Here is a 16,299-nt window from a genome sequence, read left to right as displayed (position 1 = left end):
CCTGCTTGCCCATGCGCTCGCGGCCTGCTTGCCCATGCGCTCGCAGAGCAACCGCTTCACGGCGGCAGCGCGCGGCTCGCCCCTTCATGGAAATCCCCCAGGAAACGCTCAGCCGGTGCGTTGTCGGCAGGCGGCGAGACCGGGAGCGTATCCCTGGGGGTTCCGTGCGGTGCGGGAATTCAGGAGCTGGTGCCGGAGCCGCCCGCCACGGTGCCCGAGCTCTTCACCAGGTCGGTGAAGTCCTTGGTGTCGCTCGCCGGGGGCTTCACGGCCGAGACCTTCACGCCGTAGTCGCTGTAGTACGCGGTCTGGTTCATCCGTCCGGCCGCCATGTCGGCCTGCTCGACCTTCTTGACCAGCAGGTTCTGGTCGTTGACCCAGATGTCCACGGTCTCCGTGCTGACCCCGGCCTGGGTGAGCTGCTTCTTCAGGTCCGACAGCTGGCTCGCGCTGAGGTTGCTGCTCTTGCCGGCCAGGTCGGCGACGCTCACGGTGCCCGAGTAGTGCGTGGCGTTCACGCCGGAGACCTTCTCCTCGCCGACCTTCTTGACGTCCCCGGAGGCCAGCAGCAGCTTCACGGACTGGTTCGGCGTGGTGTTCTGCATCTGGTCCTTCAGATACGCGCCGGAGCCGCCGCCGAGCTTGGCGAGGTCGTCGTACGCGTACCGGATCCAGTGCTTGCCGCCCGCCTGCTGGGCGAACTTGTCGCTCATGTGGGCGTAGTAGGCGTCGGGCAGATAGCGGGCCTCCATCGACGTCGAGCCGAGCTGGCGCATCGTCTGGGCCGTGGAGCCCCCGGTGTAGGTGATGGTGAGCGTGCCCTGGAGGCCGTCGCCCCAGCCGAGGGCGCCGTCCGCGGTCATGGACATCACGGAGCCGATGGTCGTCGACGAGCGGACCTTGGCGGACTCGGCCTTGTCCGTGGACTTCTCCGCGGAACGCAGGGCCGCGATGGGGCTGACATGTGTCGTGCTCTTCCCGCCCGCCTTGTCGTCCCTGCCGGAGCCCTTGGAGGAGTCCGAGGAACCGCAGGCGGCCACCCCCGTCAGCGCGGTCACCGCCGCGATCGAAAGGGTCACGCGGCGCACGGTCGTGCTCTTCATGTCGTCCCACCCCTATGCGAGTCCTGTGCCCGCGCGCCGACCCGGCGCACTGGCGGTCGTACGAAAAGTCGTACAAAGAAAGGACGGGCCCGGAACCTCATAGGTTCCGGGCCCGCCCTTCGATGACGCGTACCTGACGCGGCTACCGGGTGAGCTCAGGCTCAGACGGCGGCCGGGTCCTCCTCGACGAGGAGGTTGCGGGTGCGGTTCGAGTCGACCGGAATGCCGGGGCCCATCGTGGTGCTGATGGCGGCCTTCTTGATGTAGCGACCCTTGGCGGCGGACGGCTTCAGACGGAGGATCTCCTCCAGGGCCGCGCCGTAGTTCTCCACCAGCTGGGCGTCTTCGAACGACGTCTTGCCGATGATGAAGTGCAGGTTCGAGTGCTTGTCGACGCGGAACTCGATCTTGCCGCCCTTGATCTCGGTGACGGCCTTGGCGGTGTCGGGGGTGACGGTGCCGGTCTTCGGGTTCGGCATCAGACCACGCGGGCCGAGGACACGGCCGAGGCGGCCGACCTTGCCCATGAGGTCCGGGGTGGCGACGACGGCGTCGAAGTCCAGACGGCCCTTCGCCACCTCGTCGATCAGCTCGTCGGCGCCGACGATGTCGGCGCCCGCGGCACGCGCGGCCTCGGCACGGTCACCGGTCGCGAAGACCAGGACCCGGGCGGTCTTACCGGTGCCGTGCGGAAGGTTCACGGTGCCACGGACCATCTGGTCGGCCTTGCGCGGGTCGACACCCAGACGGAAGGCGACCTCGACGGTGCCGTCGAACTTGGTCGTGGAGGTCTCCTTGGCGAGACGGACGGCCTCGAGCGGGGCGTACAGCTTCTCCCGGTCGACCTTGGCGTCCGCAGCGCGGAGAGCCTTGCTGCGCTTGCTCACAACTGCTCCTGTGTGTTCTGAAAGGAGTCGTGGTGTACGGGCCGAGCAGGCCCTACCACGTGCGGCTGCGTATCCAGCAGCTGCATGGTTCTACGAAGGTGGGGCTCAGCCCTCGACCGTGACGCCCATGGAACGCGCGGTACCGGCGATGATCTTCGCGGCGGCGTCCAGGTCGTTGGCATTGAGGTCGGGCAGCTTGGTCTGGGCGATCTCGCGGACCTGCGCCTCGGTGATCTTGGCGACCTTGGTCTTGTGCGGCTCGCCGGAGCCCTTCTCGATGCCCGCGGCCTTGAGGATCATCTTCGCGGCCGGCGGCGTCTTGGTCACGAAGGTGAAGGAACGGTCCTCGTAGACCGTGATCTCCACCGGGATGACCCAGCCACGCTGCGACTCGGTCGCGGCGTTGTAGGCCTTGCAGAACTCCATGATGTTGACACCGTGCTGGCCCAGCGCGGGGCCGACCGGCGGAGCCGGGTTGGCCGCGCCGGCCTGGATCTGGAGCTTGATGAGCCCCGTGACCTTCTTCTTCTTGGGAGGCATGCTCTCTCCGGGTCCTTACTGAGAGGTTGATTACCACCTGCGTCATTCGGATGCACCGGGAAGTGCATGATCCCGCAGATGGCATACCGCCCAACGATAGCCGCTGTCTCCCCGGGACAAGAAATCGTCCAGGTCAGGCGGCCTGCGCGGGGCCTTCGGCCGGTCACTCGATCGTGGTCCCGTGGCCGGCTCGCGCGGATCGACCCGCCCCCGGGGGCGCCGCGCCGGACAGCGGCATCCAGGGTTCCCCGCCGGGCCCGGACCGGCTCCGGATGTCACCCGTTCAGCCCGCCCCCGCCCCGCTAATGGCCCCCGGCCGCGCGCGCCGGACGGCTGGTCGGGCTCTGATGGCTCAAGAGGCATGAACGGCGTGTCTCACCACTCGAAGGAGTCGACCCCCATGCGCCGCACCGCCCATACCGTTTCCGCTGCCGCCCTGGTCGGCCTCATAGCCGGCACCACCGCCCCGGTCGCCTTCGCGGCACCGGCCGAGCAGGTGGATGCACAGAGGGCGGCGCCCCAGAGCCGGTCCTACGAACCCCAGCAGGACGTCGCCCAGGACACCGTCCAGGTCCCGTCCGAGCAGTCCCAGCAGGACGTCGGCCAGACCACGGCCCAGCAGGCCGCGCCCAACGACATCGCCCAGGACGCCGGGCCCGTCGACATCCCGCAGGACCCGTCCCTGAACGAGGCCGCCGCCCAGGACCCGTCGTCCCTCGGCTCGACCCCCCAGGACACCTCCGGACAGCAGCCCGGCCTCGACCCGACCTACGAGACGATGCCGCAGGCCGACCCGGCCGGCGTGCTTTCTCAGGGCGGTACGACCGGAGGGACGCCCACGGGCGTCTCCCCCACCGGGGCGGGCAACATCTCCAGCACCGGGACCTCCAGTCCCGTGCAGCAGGTGGTCATCCAGAACCCCGTGCACAACTCCAACGAGCAGGGTTCGCACAACGTCTCGCACGACAACGAGAACAACAGCCACCGCGACGAGGGACGAGACCACTTCGGGTTCTTCCCCGGGCCTTTCCTGGGCGGCTTCGGCAACCTCGGGACCAACATCGTCGCGGTCCCGCGCGGCACCGCCGGCGTGAGCAATTTCGCGGCTCCCGCGGCCGTGGTCCCGGGCCCCGTGGCTGCGGGCGAGGGAGGTTCCATCAAGTCACCGGTGTCCACGATCGTCGCGGGCGGTGCCCTCGTGGCACTGGGTTGCGCCGCGGCCGCACACCGCCTGTGGCTCCGGAGGCGGCGAATGAACTGACCCGGGTGCGCGGACAGTCCGCGCCCGCGTCATACGCCGGAGCCCGATACACACGACGCCCCTACCGCGGGAAACCGCTCGTAGGGGCGTCTTCGGCTGCTGAGTCGGGTTCGACTGCTGAGTCCGGCTAGTTCTTCTGGATCTGGTCGAAGGAGAGCTCGACCGGCGTCTCGCGGCCGAAGATCTCCACCAGGCCCTTGACCTTCTTCGAGTCGGGGTTGATCTCGTTGATGGTCGCCTGCAGCGTGGCGAACGGGCCGTCGGTGACGGTGACCGAGTCGCCGACCTCGAAGTCCAGCACCTGGACCTCGACCTTGCGCTGCGGCGCGGGCTTGCCCTCGGCCTCGGCGGCCTCGCGGGCGGCCTTCTCCTCGGCCTCCGGGGCGAGCATCTTGACGATCTCGTCCAGGGTCAGCGGGTACGGGTCGTAGGCGTTGCCCACGAAGCCGGTGACGCCGGGGGTGTTGCGCACGACGCCCCAGGACTCGTTCGTCAGGTCCATGCGGACGAGGACGTAGCCCGGGAGCTTGTTCTGCTTGATCGTCTTGCGGTCGCCGTTCTTGATCTGGACGACCTCTTCCTGCGGCACCTCGGCCTGGAAGATGTAGTCCTCGACGTTCAGCGAGACGGCGCGCTGCTCCAGGTTGGTCTTCACGCGGTTCTCGTAGCCGGCGTACGTGTGGATGACGTACCACTCGCCGGGCAGCAGGCGCAGTTCCTCGCGCAGGGCCTGGATCGGGTCGACGGGCTCGGCGGGCTCCTCCTCGGAGACCTCCTCGACCAGGGCGACCTCGTCGGCCGCGATGTCCTCGCCGTCCTCGTCCTCGACGTGCAGAGCGGCCTCCTCGGCCGGCTCCCCCGACTCGGCCTCGGCAGCCTCGAACTCGTCCTGCTCGTCCGCGCCCTCGACGATGTCGAGCTCGTCGTCCACCGCCTCGGCAGCAGCCCCGCGAGGCTCAGTGGCGTCGTCGTTCAGGTTCGGGTCAGACACGATGGCTGCTTCTTCCTGGATACATAGAGGTGGAACATGCGAAAACGGGCGCCGGTACCACGGCGCCCTTCGCTCTTGGCTCAGCCGAAAACGTACTTGGCCGCGTGGTTGAGCCCATAGTCAATCACGGTCACCAGCGCGATCATGATGGCGACGAAGAAGATCACCACAGTGGTGTACGACGTCAGCTGGTTGCGAGTCGGCCAGACGACCTTGCGGAGTTCCGCGACGACCTGGCGGTAGAAGATCGCAAGGCGCTTCAGCGGGCCCTTCTTGGCGCGCTTACCGCCCTTGCGGGCCTTCTTCTTGGACTCCGATACCTCGTCCTGGGCATCAGGCGTGTCGATGGAGCCCACGGCGTCCGTCATTCGTCCTCACCTGATCCCGGGTCGTGGCCGTGCCGCGCCCGGTTCTGAGCCGCACGGCGGTGCAATGCTGTACGTACATGCGCACACATCCTGGCGGTGTGTGTAGCAGGGCCGGAGGGACTTGAACCCCCAACCGCTGGTTTTGGAGACCAGTGCTCTACCAATTGAGCTACGACCCTTTGGCGTTTCCCCCAACTTACCGCATCCGACCGGGTGCTCGGTGTGCACCGGCTGAACTGCGGCCGCTGAAGGCCAACGAGGTAGGAGTGTACGTGGTCCTGGGCCCGGCGTCGAACAGAATGTGTCCGCTCCGCCTCACCGGACGGAAGATCGTCCTGGCGGCGGCCCGGATCCGGACGCTTGTTCAGTGACCGGCCCGATGCCGTTCAGTCTGTGAAACCGGCGTGCCGGGGTCGTTTCCCGTCTGAAACGATGGACCCCATGAGCGCTGCAACCCCTCCCACCGAGCGCCGGGTCTCCGCCCGAGTCGGCGCGATCTCCGAGTCCGCCACCCTCGCCGTGGACGCCAAGGCCAAGGCCCTCAAGGCCGCCGGGCGTCCGGTGATCGGCTTCGGCGCGGGTGAGCCCGACTTCCCGACCCCGGACTACATCGTCGAGGCCGCCATCGAGGCCTGCAAGAACCCGAAGTACCACCGCTACACGCCGGCCGGCGGTCTGCCCGAGCTGAAGGCCGCGATCGCCGCGAAGACGCTGCGGGACTCGGGCTACGAGGTCGACCCGGCACAGATCCTGGTCACCAACGGCGGCAAGCAGGCCATCTACGAGGCCTTCGCCGCGATCCTCGACCCGGGCGACGAGGTCATCGTCCCGGCGCCGTACTGGACGACGTACCCGGAGTCGATCCGCCTGGCCGGCGGCGTCCCGGTCGATGTCGTCGCGGACGAGACGACCGGCTACCGCGTGAGCGTGGAGCAGCTGGAGGCGGCCCGCACGGACAAGACGAAGGTCGTGCTCTTCGTCTCCCCCTCCAACCCGACCGGCGCCGTCTACAGCCAGGAGGAGGCCGAGGCGATCGGCCGCTGGGCCGCCGAGCACGGCCTGTGGGTCCTGACGGACGAGATCTACGAGCACCTCGTCTACGGCGACGCGAAGTTCACCTCGCTGCCCGCCCTCCTGCCCGAGCTGCGCGACAAGTGCATCGTGGTCAACGGTGTGGCGAAGACGTACGCGATGACGGGCTGGCGCGTGGGCTGGATCATCGGCCCGAAGGACGTGGTCAAGGCCGCGACGAACCTCCAGTCGCACGCCACCTCGAACGTGTCGAACGTCGCCCAGGTCGCCGCCCTGGCCGCCGTCTCCGGCGACCTCGAGGCCGTCGCGAAGATGCGCGAGGCCTTCGACCGCCGCCGCAAGACGATCGTGCGGATGCTCAACGAGATCGACGGCGTGGTCTGCCCGGAGCCCGAGGGCGCCTTCTACGCGTACCCGTCGGTCAAGGGCCTGCTCGGCAAGGAGATCCGCGGCAAGCGCCCGCAGAACACGGTCGAGCTGGCCGCGCTGATCCTGGAGGAGGCCGAGGTCGCGGTCGTCCCGGGTGAGGCCTTCGGCACTCCCGGCTATCTGCGGCTGTCGTACGCGCTCGGTGACGAGGATCTCGTCGAGGGCGTGAGCCGGATCCAGAAGCTGCTGGCGGAGGCACGGGACTGACGTCCGCACGCGCGCGTGGCGGGCCGTTTCCCTGGGGGAGGCGGCCCGCTTCTTCGTCTCCGCGTGCGAGCAAGACCACGTTCGAGGAAAGAGCTACCGACACGACACGGACATACGGCAGGATCCTGGGATGGAGCGTGTACGTGATGTCTCTGAGCTGCCCAAAGCCCATCTGCATCTGCACTTCACCGGCTCGATGCGGCCGGGGACCGTCCTGGAACTGGCCGACAAGCACGGTGTGCGTCTGCCCGAGGCGCTGACGGAAGCACTGACCAGCGGGGAACCGCCGAAGCTGCGGGCCACGGACGAGCGGGGCTGGTTCCGCTTCCAGCGGCTGTACGACGCGGCACGCTCCTGCCTCAGAGAGCCGGAGGACATCCGGCGCCTGGTCCGCGAGGCCGCCGAGGAGGACCTCAAGGACGGCTCGGGCTGGCTGGAGATCCAGGTGGACCCGACCTCGTACGCACCCCGTCTGGGCGGCCTGATCCCGGCGCTGGAGATCATCCTGGACGCGGTGGAGACCACGTCCCGCGACACCGGCCTGGGCATGCGCGTGCTGGTGGCCGCCAACCGTATGAAGCACCCCCTGGACGCGCGCACGCTGGCCCGGCTCGCGGTGCGGTACGCCGACCGGGGCGTGGTGGGCTTCGGTCTGTCGAACGACGAGCGGCGGGGCATGGCGCGGGACTTCGACCGGGCGTTCCACATCGCACGCGAGGGCGGCCTGCTCGCGGCGCCGCACGGCGGCGAGCTGACCGGCCCGGCGTCGGTGCGCGACTGTCTGGACGACCTGCACGCCGCGCGGATCGGGCACGGTGTGCGCGCGGCGGAGGACCCGCGGCTGCTGAAGCGGCTGGCGGACCGGGGCGTGACGTGCGAGGTGTGCCCCGCGTCGAACGTGGCGCTGGGTGTCTACGAGAAGCCGGAGGACGTCCCGCTGCGGACGCTCTTCGAGGCGGGCGTCCCGATGGCCCTGGGTGCCGACGACCCGCTGCTCTTCGGCTCCCGCCTGGCCGCGCAGTACGACCTGGCCCGCCGGCACCACGGCTTCACGGACGCGGAGCTGGCGGAACTGGCCCGGCAGTCGGTGCGGGGTTCGGCGGCCCCGGCGGACATGAAGGCGAAGCTCCTGGCGGGCGTGGACGACTGGCTCAGCGCCCCGGTCTCTTGAAGTGGGCGTAGGGCGGATACGCCTTGAAGCAGACCAGGACCTCGTCGGGGTGCCCGCCGCCGCCGGGTGGCTCGACCAGCGGCAGTCCCGCCATCAGTGTTGAGTGCCCTTCGGCGACCCGCTTCTGGCGCGGCCCCCAGCCCGCCGCACGGGCGAGGGACGTGGCCGTCTCGGCGAAGACGTCCCGGCTGCCGAACAGGAAGAACGTGCGTGCGTGGCTGGTGTGCCGCAGCTCGTCCCGAAAGCCGGCCCGCATCTGACGGCTGCGCCAGGACGCGGCGTCCCGTGCCGTGCGTGCCTCGTCGGTGCGGACGGTGAGCGGGGCGCCGGTTCCGAGCGTGCGGCGCAGCGCGGGCCACTTGCTGGGGCGCAGTCCGTACGAGTGGTGGACCAGGACGAGGTCGACCAGTTCCCCGATGCCTTCGTCCGGTGGGACCGCGTCCCGCAGCGGCACGTGGACGATCGTGTGGCGTGAGTAGGCGGCGAAGGAGAACAGGCCCGCGAGGCGGTTGAGTCCGTCGTGGTCGCCGTACAGCCGGCCTATGGGGTCCGGGGCGCGCAGGGAGGTGTGGCGCAGGGGCTGCCGGGGCTGGACGATCCGGTGTTCGTGCGGGCCCGTCCTGGGCCGGAACTGGTGCAGTCTCAGCTGCATGCGGGAGGCCTCATGCCCCCAGGGTCGCGGTCGGGCGCGGCCGTCGGCAACGGAGTTTCCGCGCCCGCGGCCGCGCCACTGACCTGCAGCGCCACGGCCCCCAGGTCCTCCCCGGACAGCAAACTAGAGGCTGACGCCCACCGTCACCGGCTCGTTGACCAGCGTGATCCCGAAGGCCGCGCGGACGCCGGCCACGACCTCGCGGGCCAGGCAGAGCAGGTCCTCGGTGGTGGCCTCGCCCCGGTTGGTGAGGGCGAGGGTGTGCTTGGTGGAGATACGCGCGGGCCCGCTGCCGTATCCCTTGGTGAAGCCGGCCTTGTCGATCAGCCAGGCCGCCGAGGTCTTGGTGCGGCCGTCGCCCGCGGGGTAGGCGGGCGGCTCGACGCCGTCGCCCAGCCGCTCGCGCACGCGCGCGCGGAACGCGGCGAACTGCTCGTGGGTGAGGATCGGGTTGGTGAAGAAGGACCCGGCCGACCAGGTGTCGTGGTCCTCGGCGTCCAGGACCATGCCCTTGCCGGCACGCAGCCCGAGGACGGTCTTGCGGGCCTCGGCGAGCGGCACCCGGTCCCCCGGCACGACCCCGAGGGCGCCGGCCGCCTCCGCGTACTTGATGGGGGCGGACAGCCCGTCCGCGTCCTCCAGCTCGAATCGGACACGCAGCACGACATAGCGCGCGGGGTCCGCCTTGAAGCGGCTGTGGCGGTACGAGAAGGCGCACTCCTCGTTCGTGAGGGTGACCGTCTTTCCGTGCCGCCGGTCGTACGCGATCACCTCGGTGATGGTCGAGGAGACCTCCTGGCCGTACGCACCGACGTTCTGGATCGGCGTCGCGCCCGCGGATCCCGGGATCCCGGCGAGGCACTCGATGCCGGCGACCCCGGCCTCGACGGTGCGGGCGACGGCGTCGGTCCACACCTCGCCCGCGGCGAGCTCCAGGGTGGTCCCGCGCAGCTCGAACCCGACCGTGGCGATGCGCAGGGCGGTGCCGTCGAAGCCCTTGTCGCCGATGACGAGGTTCGATCCGCCGCCGATGATCAGCAGCGGCGTCCCGCTGTCGTCGGCCGCGCGGACGGCGTCGATCACCTCGGCGTCGGTGGTCGCGGTGACCAGCCGGGTCGCTGGACCGCCCAGCCGGAAGGTGGTCAGCGGGGCGAGGGGGGCGTCGTGGAGTTCCTGCACGCGCTCAAGACTACGAGACACCGGTGACAGCCCCTGCCGGGTGGCACGCCCGCATGCCTCCACGCGCGCGTAGGGCCCCGTTCGTGGAGAACGGGGCCCTACCGCGCGCGTGTCCGTCATCGGACCGCCGGAGGTGTCAGCTGCCGACGGCCTCCAGGACCGGCGCCTGCTCGTTCGTCGCCACGAGCCGGGCGGCGCGGCGCCGGGCCGGGATCACCAGGGCGGCGACCGCGGCGAGGGCGACCACCCCGGAGCCCGTGACCAGAGCGGGCCGCAGGCCGTCCACGAAGGACTGCGCGGACTCGTAGCCGCCCTGCGCCGAGAAGATCGAGGACATGATCGCGATGCCGAGGGCTCCGCCGACCTCGCGCAGCGCGTTGTTGGCGCCGGAGGCGATGCCCTGCTCCTGCGGGCGGACGCTGGACATCACCAGGTTGGCGGCCGGGGCGAAGTAGAGGGCCATGCCGATGCCGCTGATGATCAGGGCGGGCAGCTGGGCGGCGTAGGAGGCGCCGGCCGTGTCCACGTAGGCCAGGTAGCCGAGCCCGACGGCCTGCAGGAACAGTCCGGTGGCGACGACCGGGCGGCCGCCGATGCGGTCGGAGAGGATGCCGGCGATGGGGGCGACGAGCATCGGCATGCCGGTCCAGGGCAGCATCCGCAGGCCGGCCTGGGTGGGCGAGTAGCCGAGCACGCCCTGCATGTACTGGCTGAGCAGGAAGATCGAGCCGAACATGCCGAGGAACATCAGCAGGCTCGCGGCGTTGATGCCGGCGAAGGCGCGGGAGCGGAAGAGCCGCATCGGAAGCATGGGGTTCTTGGCGCGGGAGCCGTGGACCACGAAGGCCGCCAGCAGCGCGACGCCCGCGATCAGCCCGGTCAGCACGAGGGAGCTGGTCCAGCCGTCGGCGGGTCCGCGCACCAGGCCGTAGACGAGACCGAAGAGACCGCCGCTGGCGAGCAGGGTGCCGGGGATGTCGAGCCGGGCGCCGGCGCCGTACGACTCGGAAAGACGGAGGCGGGCGAGCGGCAGCAGGGCCAGGCCGAGGGGAACGTTCAGCCAGAAGATCCAGTGCCAGGAGACGTGTTCGGTGAGGCTGCCGCCGATGAGGGGTCCGGAGGCGACCGCGAGGCCGTTGACGGCGCCCCAGATGCCGTACGCCATTCCGCGCTTCGCGGCGGGCACGGCCGCGGTCAGCAGGGTCATGGTCAGCGGCATCATCACGGCGGCGCCGACGCCCTGGACCGCGCGGGCCATGATGAGGGAGTCGATGCCGGGTGCCATGGCCGCGGCGGCGGAGGCGCCGGTGAAGACGGTGAGCCCGGCGAGGAAGAGCCGGCGGCGGCCGAAGCGGTCGCCGAGCGCGGCGCCGAACATCAGCAGCACGGCGAAGGTGAGCGTGTAGGCGCTCACGGTCCATTCCAGGTCGTCCAGCGCTCCGCCGAGGTCCTTGCGGATGGAGGGCAGGGCGGTGGTGACGACGAGGTTGTCGAGGGACGCCATGAATCCGGCGACGCTGGTGATGACGAGGGCCCAGACGACCTGTCCGCGACGTGCGGTGGTCGGTTCGGTCTGCTGTTCCATCTGCTTCTCGGTCTGCTGTGACATCGCTCCCCCAGAGCGTGATCCACGGTCAATGATTAGTTATTGATTACTAACTTTCGTGGCCATGAAAAGGCGGCGGAACGCCTCTTCCTGGGCCTCTACTGCTTCTCGAGCCGACCCGTGATCCGGGCGGACGGATACATCCCCTGCCAGACCTGGTGCTGCGGTGGAAACCCCATGGCCGTCAGGGTGTTGATGAGCATCCCGTAGGCCAGGAAGTTCGTGGTCTCCCCCACGTCCGCCCCCAGGGGCAGATGCACGGTCTCCCAGAGCTTCATCCAGCCGGCCCGTACGGCCTCACCGAACTCGTGGTCACCCTCGGCCTCGGCGGCCGCCACCGCGATGTACGTCTGCATTTGCATCTGGAGCCGTTCCGGATGCTCCTGGATCAGCTGTACGTATGCGTTGGCCATGGCATGCAGGGCCTCCTCGCCGTCCAGCCCCTTCGTCGCCTCCTCGAAGACGCTGCACACGTCTTCCATGCAGCGCAGCGAGGCGGCGGCGAAGATCGCCTTCTTGCCCGGGAAGAGCCGGAAGAGGTACGGCTGCGAGACACCCACGCGCTTGGCGATCGCCTCGGTGGAGGTGCCGTAGTAGCCCCTCTGCGAGAACTCCGCGATCGCCGCGCGTACGACGCTCTCGCGCCTCTCTTCCGCACTCATCCTGGCCATGCGAGAAAGTTAGTACTCAATCACTAACTAAGTCAAGAGGGCGTGGGGCGTTGGGTTTTTGGGCCGTGCGGGCGGGGGTGGGAGGGAGCGCATGGCGCGCAGCACGGCAGGGAAGCGCACGTGGGAGTCACGGCGTACCCGCGGGACGCCGAGGGCCCTCGCAATGGCCGTACATGCGTAAGGGGCGCCCCACCAGTGAGGGCGCCCCTTGTTTCGTACGCGCTGCGCTCAGGCCAGGCGTACGACGGCCCGGGACATGCCCAGTACCTTCTTGCCGTCGCTCATTGCCGTCAGGTCCACCCGGACCGTGTTGTCGTCGAGCTTGGCCGCGACCTTGGCGGTGACCTCGATCACGGCGCCCCGGTCGTCGTTGGGGACGACGACCGGCTTGGTGAAACGGACGCCGTACTCGACGACCGAGCCCGGGTCGCCGGCCCAGTCCGTCACCACGCGGATCGCCTCGGCCATGGTGAACATGCCGTGCGCGATGACGTCCGGCAGACCCACCTCCTTGGCGAACTTCTCGTTCCAGTGGATGGGGTTGAAGTCCCCGGAGGCCCCCGCGTACCGCACCAGCGTGGCGCGGGTCACGGGAAAGCTCTGCGCCGGCAGCTCGGTGCCGACCTCGACCTCGTCGTAAGCGATCTTCGCCGTCATCGGTCTCAGCCCTCCCCGCCCTCGGCATCCGCCGCACGCGCCACCAGCTTGGTCCAGGCGGTCACCACGTGCTCGCCGGCCTCGTCGTGGACCTCGCCACGGACGTCCAGGATGTCGTTCCCGGCAAGGGACTTGATCGCCTCGATGGTCGAGGTGACCGAGAGCCGGTCACCGGCCCGCACCGGGCGGCTGTAGACGAACTTCTGGTCTCCGTGCACCACTCGGTCGTAGTCGAGGCCGAGCTGCGGGTCCTCGACGACCTGGCCCGCCGCCTTGAAGGTGATGGAGAACACGAAGGTCGGCGGAGCGATCACATCGGGGTGGCCGAGCGCCTTGGCGGCGTCCGCATCCGTGTACGCGGGGTTGGTGTCCCCGACCGCCTCGGCGAACTCGCGGATCTTCTCCCGGCCCACCTCGTAGGGCTCGGTGGGCGGGTAGGTCCGCCCCACGAAGGACTGGTCGAGCGCCATGGCCCGGCACCTCCTGATGTCTGCTGTGGTTGACCTGCTCGGCTGCCGCGACCGACCCGAACCGACCGGTAACCGGGGCCGAAACGACACGAGGCCGCCCCCCGGACTGCGGGGGCGGCCTCGTGTACGAGCCTGATTTATCGCGTCTCGCGGTGCGCGGTGTGCGCGTTGCAACGCGGGCAGTGCTTCTTCATCTCAAGACGGTCCGGGTTGTTACGCCGGTTCTTCTTGGTGATGTAGTTCCGCTCCTTGCACTCCACGCAGGCCAGCGTGATCTTCGGGCGGACGTCGGTGGCAGCCACGTGAGTGCTCCTTGACGAACGGATGGGTTAATTCAACGCAAGAAAGAGTAGCCGATCGAAGGACCGACCCCGCAATCGGCTACTGTCAGTAGCGGTGACCGGACTTGAACCGGTGACACAGCGATTATGAGCCGCTTGCTCTACCGACTGAGCTACACCGCTTTGATGCGATCAGATCCCGCCTCGCGACGGGAACCTCTCACACCAGAGCCCCAATACGGAATCGAACCGTAGACCTTCTCCTTACCATGGAGACGCTCTGCCGACTGAGCTATTGGGGCGAGCGATGAAGACATTACACGCTCGGCAGCCGTTCACCCAAATCCGTTTCGAGCACCCCTCCCGGCCCTCTTGCACCAGTTCCCCGGCAGCCTCGCGGGCACCTCCCGTGCGCGTCCCGAGCACGTCCCATGAGCGTCGTCCCGCTGCCCGCGCGCGTGCCGCTTTCGCGTGACGGACCACGCCGGTACGACTATTGCGCTCCTCCCGGACCTGTGCGACTCGTCACCCTAGGCTCGACTCACTCTGCGTGATCTTGCGTCCCCCGAGCACGGTCCCCGAGCCTCCGGCCCCCGTGGCCCCCTGGACCCCCGAGCCCTTGGAGCGCGATGCCCGACAGCCAGCCGCAGCCGCCGCATTCGTCGTCGAACTCGTCGGGTTCCCCGGGACGGTCCGACGGGGCCGCCCTGCTGCTGTGCGGGGCGCGACTCACCGACGGCCGGACCGTGGACGTGCGGCTGGGCGGCGGGCGTATCGAGGCGGTCGGGACGGCCGGCAGCCTGGCGCCTGGGCCGGTCCGCGCCGCGGGCACCCGCGTGGACCTCACCGGCTATCTGCTCCTGCCCGCCCCGGCGGAACCGCACGCCCACGCCGACACCGCGCTGTCGGCCGACACCTGCGGACCGGTCTCGTACGACCCGGAGGACGTCCAGCGCCGGTGCACGGAGGCCGCGCTGCTGCAACTGGGCCACGGGGCAACGGCGTTGCGGGCCCATGTGCGCGTGGGCAATGTGGAGGGGCTGGGCGCCCTGGCCGCCGTACTGCAGGCTCGGCGTTCGCTGCGCGGACTCGCGCAGCTGACGACGGTGGCGATGCCGCGACTGCTGACCGGGGTGGCCGGGGCCGAGGGGCACGCGATGCTGCGGGACGCGGTGAAGATGGGCGCCGCCGTGGTGGGCGGCTGCCCGGATCTGGACCCGGACCCCGCGGGCTATGTCGAGACGGTCCTGGAGCTGGCCTCCGAGCACGGCTGCCCGGTCGACCTGCACACGGACGCCGCCGACCCCGCGCGTCTGGCCCGCATCGCGGCGATGGCGGGCGGTCTGCGCCCCGGTGTGACCCTCGGCCCCTGCGCCGGGCTGGCCCGGCTGCCCGCCGAGGCGTCCGCCCGCGTCGCGGACCAGCTCGCGGCCGCCGGGGTCACGGTGGTCTGCCTGCCCCAGGGCGGCTGCGCGGGCGTCGACCGGCGGGGTACGGCTCCGGTACGGCTCCTGCGGGCGGCCGGGGTCCGGGTCGCCGCAGGCAGCGGCGCCCTGCGGGACATCTCCAACCCCGTCGGCCGCGGCGACCCCCTGGAGGCGGCCTACCTCCTGTCCTCCCGCTACGGGCTGCGCCCCGAGGACGCCTACGACGCGGTGAGCACCGCGGCCCGCGCGGCCCTCGGCCTCCCAGAGGTCCGCGTGGAGGCAGGTTTCCCCGCTGATCTCCTCGCCGTACGGGGCCACCATCTGGCGGGGGCCCTGTCCCTGGCGTACAGCCGGATCGTGGTGCACCGGGGCCGCGTGGTGGCCCGCACCAGCGCGGTACGGGAGTACTGCAACTCGGCGGGCGCGGCGGAACCGGGGCTGCCGCGGCAGGGGCGGGGGCAGGCCTCGTAAGGCCAGGGTCACGGAGCCGGTCCCGGCCCGCCGCACCGCAGTCGGTCGCATCCGGCGAACGGGGCTCTGCGGGCGTACGGTCGGAAACATGCGCATTGTCATCGCTGGTGGTCATGGTCAGATCGCGCTGCGGCTGGAGCGGCTGCTCTCCGCGCGCGGGGACGAGGTCGCGGGGATCATCCGCAAGGCAGAGCAGGGCAACGACCTCCGGGAGGCGGGTGCCGAACCGGTCCTGCTGGACCTGGAGTCGGTCTCGGTGGAGGAGGTCGCGGCGCACCTGCAGGGCGCGGACGCGGCGGTCTTCGCGGCCGGCGCCGGCCCGGGCAGCGGTGTGGCCCGGAAGGAAACCGTGGACAAGGGCGCGGCGACGCTGTTCGCGGACGCGGCCGTCCGCGCGCGCGTGCGCCGTTTCGTGGTCGTCTCCTCGATGGGCGCGGATCCCCAGCACCAGGGCGATGACGTCTTCGACGCGTATCTGCGGGCCAAGGGCGAGGCCGACGCACACGTCAGCCGTCTGGACGCCCTCGACTGGACGATCCTGCGTCCCGGTTCTCTGACGAACGACGCCGGCACGGGCCTCGTACGTCTGGAGGCGCACACCGGCCCCGGCACGGTCCCGCGCGACGACGTGGCCGCCGTACTGGCGGAGCTGATCGACACCTCGGCGACGGCCGGTCTGATCCTGGAGCTGATCGGCGGGTCGACCCCGGTGTCGGTGGCGGTGAAGTCGGTGGCCGGAAACTGAGGCCCTGCGCCCCGGGCTGTCGGCCCGGACGGGAGGACTGGGGCCAGTGTGACGCAGCTCATCCTCCCAAAAGCCGAGAATGCGGCAGCACAGGTGACCTCCAGCCACCTCGCAGGTAAATTCCGGCCACCCAACAGGTAAAGTCCCACCA

General features: G+C 70.1%; 17 protein-coding genes and 3 tRNA genes. 5 read left to right on the top strand and 15 right to left on the bottom strand.

Features of this window, described 5'->3' with window-relative positions; genetic code table 11:
• Window positions 1–179: 179 nt before the first annotated feature.
• The 3 genes from Q8A52_RS07230 to rplK form a co-directional block, all read right to left on the bottom strand.
• Window positions 180–1,103 carry a LolA-like protein gene (locus tag Q8A52_RS07230; protein WP_316750054.1) on the bottom strand — a complete coding sequence of 308 codons (924 nt, stop codon included), beginning with the start codon at window positions 1,101–1,103 and terminating at the stop codon, window positions 180–182.
• Window positions 1,104–1,264: 161 nt separating this feature from the next.
• Window positions 1,265–1,990, bottom strand: a complete 726-nt coding sequence (rplA, locus tag Q8A52_RS07225; RefSeq protein ID WP_250402411.1) for a 50S ribosomal protein L1 — start codon at window positions 1,988–1,990, stop codon at window positions 1,265–1,267.
• A gap of 105 nt (window positions 1,991–2,095) precedes the next feature.
• Window positions 2,096–2,530 (bottom strand): 50S ribosomal protein L11, encoded by a 435-nt coding sequence (gene rplK, locus Q8A52_RS07220; RefSeq protein WP_316750050.1) that lies wholly within the window; start codon window positions 2,528–2,530, stop codon window positions 2,096–2,098.
• Between the two features lie 400 nt (window positions 2,531–2,930).
• Between rplK and Q8A52_RS07215 the strand changes: the two genes are divergently transcribed.
• Window positions 2,931–3,791 carry a hypothetical protein gene (locus Q8A52_RS07215; protein WP_316750048.1) on the top strand — a complete coding sequence of 287 codons (861 nt, stop codon included), beginning with the start codon at window positions 2,931–2,933 and terminating at the stop codon, window positions 3,789–3,791.
• Window positions 3,792–3,918: 127 nt separating this feature from the next.
• On the opposite strand, the gene nusG is transcribed toward Q8A52_RS07215, so the two are convergent.
• From nusG to Q8A52_RS07200, 3 genes are all read right to left on the bottom strand, one after another.
• Window positions 3,919–4,782, bottom strand: a complete 864-nt coding sequence (gene nusG, locus Q8A52_RS07210) for a transcription termination/antitermination protein NusG (RefSeq protein ID WP_316750046.1) — start codon at window positions 4,780–4,782, stop codon at window positions 3,919–3,921.
• A gap of 80 nt (window positions 4,783–4,862) precedes the next feature.
• Complete coding sequence (secE, locus tag Q8A52_RS07205) at window positions 4,863–5,150, bottom strand: preprotein translocase subunit SecE (RefSeq protein ID WP_316750044.1); 288 nt, start codon at window positions 5,148–5,150, stop codon at window positions 4,863–4,865.
• A gap of 106 nt (window positions 5,151–5,256) precedes the next feature.
• Window positions 5,257–5,329, bottom strand: a tRNA-Trp gene (locus Q8A52_RS07200).
• Between the two features lie 262 nt (window positions 5,330–5,591).
• Between Q8A52_RS07200 and Q8A52_RS07195 the strand changes: the two genes are divergently transcribed.
• Together Q8A52_RS07195 and Q8A52_RS07190 are read left to right on the top strand one after the other, a co-directional pair.
• On the top strand, window positions 5,592–6,818 hold the full coding sequence (locus tag Q8A52_RS07195) for a pyridoxal phosphate-dependent aminotransferase (RefSeq protein WP_316750042.1): 1,227 nt from the start codon (window positions 5,592–5,594) through the stop codon (window positions 6,816–6,818).
• Between the two features lie 130 nt (window positions 6,819–6,948).
• A complete protein-coding gene (locus Q8A52_RS07190) occupies window positions 6,949–7,989 on the top strand; it encodes an adenosine deaminase (protein WP_316750041.1) in 1,041 nt (346 codons plus the stop codon).
• Here the strand turns inward: Q8A52_RS07190 and Q8A52_RS07185 are convergent.
• From Q8A52_RS07185 to Q8A52_RS07145, 9 genes are all read right to left on the bottom strand, one after another.
• Window positions 7,970–8,641, bottom strand: coding sequence for a hypothetical protein (locus tag Q8A52_RS07185; protein ID WP_316750038.1), 672 nt, complete (start codon window positions 8,639–8,641; stop codon window positions 7,970–7,972). The two genes, Q8A52_RS07190 and Q8A52_RS07185, sit on opposite strands and share 20 nt — an antisense overlap.
• Before the next feature lie 123 nt (window positions 8,642–8,764).
• Window positions 8,765–9,820 (bottom strand): UDP-N-acetylmuramate dehydrogenase, encoded by a 1,056-nt coding sequence (locus tag Q8A52_RS07180; protein ID WP_408649178.1) that lies wholly within the window; start codon window positions 9,818–9,820, stop codon window positions 8,765–8,767.
• 136 nt (window positions 9,821–9,956) lie between these two features.
• On the bottom strand, window positions 9,957–11,405 hold the full coding sequence (locus tag Q8A52_RS07175; protein WP_316750113.1) for a DHA2 family efflux MFS transporter permease subunit: 1,449 nt from the start codon (window positions 11,403–11,405) through the stop codon (window positions 9,957–9,959).
• Between the two features lie 119 nt (window positions 11,406–11,524).
• The gene (locus Q8A52_RS07170; protein ID WP_316750034.1) at window positions 11,525–12,097 is read right to left on the bottom strand and encodes a TetR/AcrR family transcriptional regulator; all 573 of its coding nucleotides are present in this window, start codon (window positions 12,095–12,097) and stop codon (window positions 11,525–11,527) included.
• A 228-nt stretch (window positions 12,098–12,325) separates the two neighbouring features.
• Window positions 12,326–12,754: a MaoC family dehydratase gene (locus Q8A52_RS07165; RefSeq protein ID WP_316750032.1), complete on the bottom strand. Its 429-nt coding sequence runs from the start codon at window positions 12,752–12,754 to the stop codon at window positions 12,326–12,328.
• 5 nt (window positions 12,755–12,759) lie between these two features.
• Window positions 12,760–13,224, bottom strand: a complete 465-nt coding sequence (locus tag Q8A52_RS07160) for a MaoC family dehydratase N-terminal domain-containing protein (protein ID WP_316750031.1) — start codon at window positions 13,222–13,224, stop codon at window positions 12,760–12,762.
• Window positions 13,225–13,361: 137 nt separating this feature from the next.
• A complete protein-coding gene (rpmG, locus tag Q8A52_RS07155) occupies window positions 13,362–13,526 on the bottom strand; it encodes a 50S ribosomal protein L33 (protein ID WP_003948671.1) in 165 nt (54 codons plus the stop codon).
• Between the two features lie 89 nt (window positions 13,527–13,615).
• A tRNA-Met gene (locus Q8A52_RS07150) sits at window positions 13,616–13,688 on the bottom strand.
• A gap of 46 nt (window positions 13,689–13,734) precedes the next feature.
• Window positions 13,735–13,807: transfer RNA gene (locus Q8A52_RS07145), tRNA-Thr, on the bottom strand.
• A gap of 327 nt (window positions 13,808–14,134) precedes the next feature.
• Between Q8A52_RS07145 and Q8A52_RS07140 the strand changes: the two genes are divergently transcribed.
• Window positions 14,135–15,403 (top strand): amidohydrolase family protein, encoded by a 1,269-nt coding sequence (locus Q8A52_RS07140; RefSeq protein ID WP_316750029.1) that lies wholly within the window; start codon window positions 14,135–14,137, stop codon window positions 15,401–15,403.
• 88 nt (window positions 15,404–15,491) lie between these two features.
• Window positions 15,492–16,148 carry an NAD(P)H-binding protein gene (locus Q8A52_RS07135; protein WP_316750027.1) on the top strand — a complete coding sequence of 219 codons (657 nt, stop codon included), beginning with the start codon at window positions 15,492–15,494 and terminating at the stop codon, window positions 16,146–16,148.
• Window positions 16,149–16,299 lie beyond the last annotated feature (151 nt).

The organism is Streptomyces herbicida (assembly GCF_032656585.1).
GTDB classification, from domain to species: domain Bacteria; phylum Actinomycetota; class Actinomycetes; order Streptomycetales; family Streptomycetaceae; genus Streptomyces; species Streptomyces herbicida.
Note: the sequence above shows the minus strand (reverse complement) of the source record. Positions and strands in the feature narration are given on the sequence as shown.

Coding starts and splice junctions, on each gene's coding strand:
- Q8A52_RS07195 (WP_316750042.1), top strand. CDS start 5,592: ATGAGCGCTGCAACCCCTCCCACCGAGCGCCGGGTCTCCGCCCGAGTC.
- Q8A52_RS07230 (WP_316750054.1), bottom strand. CDS start 1,103: ATGAAGAGCACGACCGTGCGCCGCGTGACCCTTTCGATCGCGGCGGTG.
- Q8A52_RS07160 (WP_316750031.1), bottom strand. CDS start 13,224: ATGGCGCTCGACCAGTCCTTCGTGGGGCGGACCTACCCGCCCACCGAG.
- rplK (WP_316750050.1), bottom strand. CDS start 2,530: ATGCCTCCCAAGAAGAAGAAGGTCACGGGGCTCATCAAGCTCCAGATC.
- Q8A52_RS07185 (WP_316750038.1), bottom strand. CDS start 8,641: ATGCAGCTGAGACTGCACCAGTTCCGGCCCAGGACGGGCCCGCACGAA.
- secE (WP_316750044.1), bottom strand. CDS start 5,150: ATGACGGACGCCGTGGGCTCCATCGACACGCCTGATGCCCAGGACGAG.
- Q8A52_RS07215 (WP_316750048.1), top strand. CDS start 2,931: ATGCGCCGCACCGCCCATACCGTTTCCGCTGCCGCCCTGGTCGGCCTC.
- Q8A52_RS07140 (WP_316750029.1), top strand. CDS start 14,135: ATGCCCGACAGCCAGCCGCAGCCGCCGCATTCGTCGTCGAACTCGTCG.
- Q8A52_RS07170 (WP_316750034.1), bottom strand. CDS start 12,097: ATGGCCAGGATGAGTGCGGAAGAGAGGCGCGAGAGCGTCGTACGCGCG.
- Q8A52_RS07175 (WP_316750113.1), bottom strand. CDS start 11,405: ATGGAACAGCAGACCGAACCGACCACCGCACGTCGCGGACAGGTCGTC.
- Q8A52_RS07135 (WP_316750027.1), top strand. CDS start 15,492: ATGCGCATTGTCATCGCTGGTGGTCATGGTCAGATCGCGCTGCGGCTG.
- Q8A52_RS07190 (WP_316750041.1), top strand. CDS start 6,949: ATGGAGCGTGTACGTGATGTCTCTGAGCTGCCCAAAGCCCATCTGCAT.
- Q8A52_RS07165 (WP_316750032.1), bottom strand. CDS start 12,754: ATGACGGCGAAGATCGCTTACGACGAGGTCGAGGTCGGCACCGAGCTG.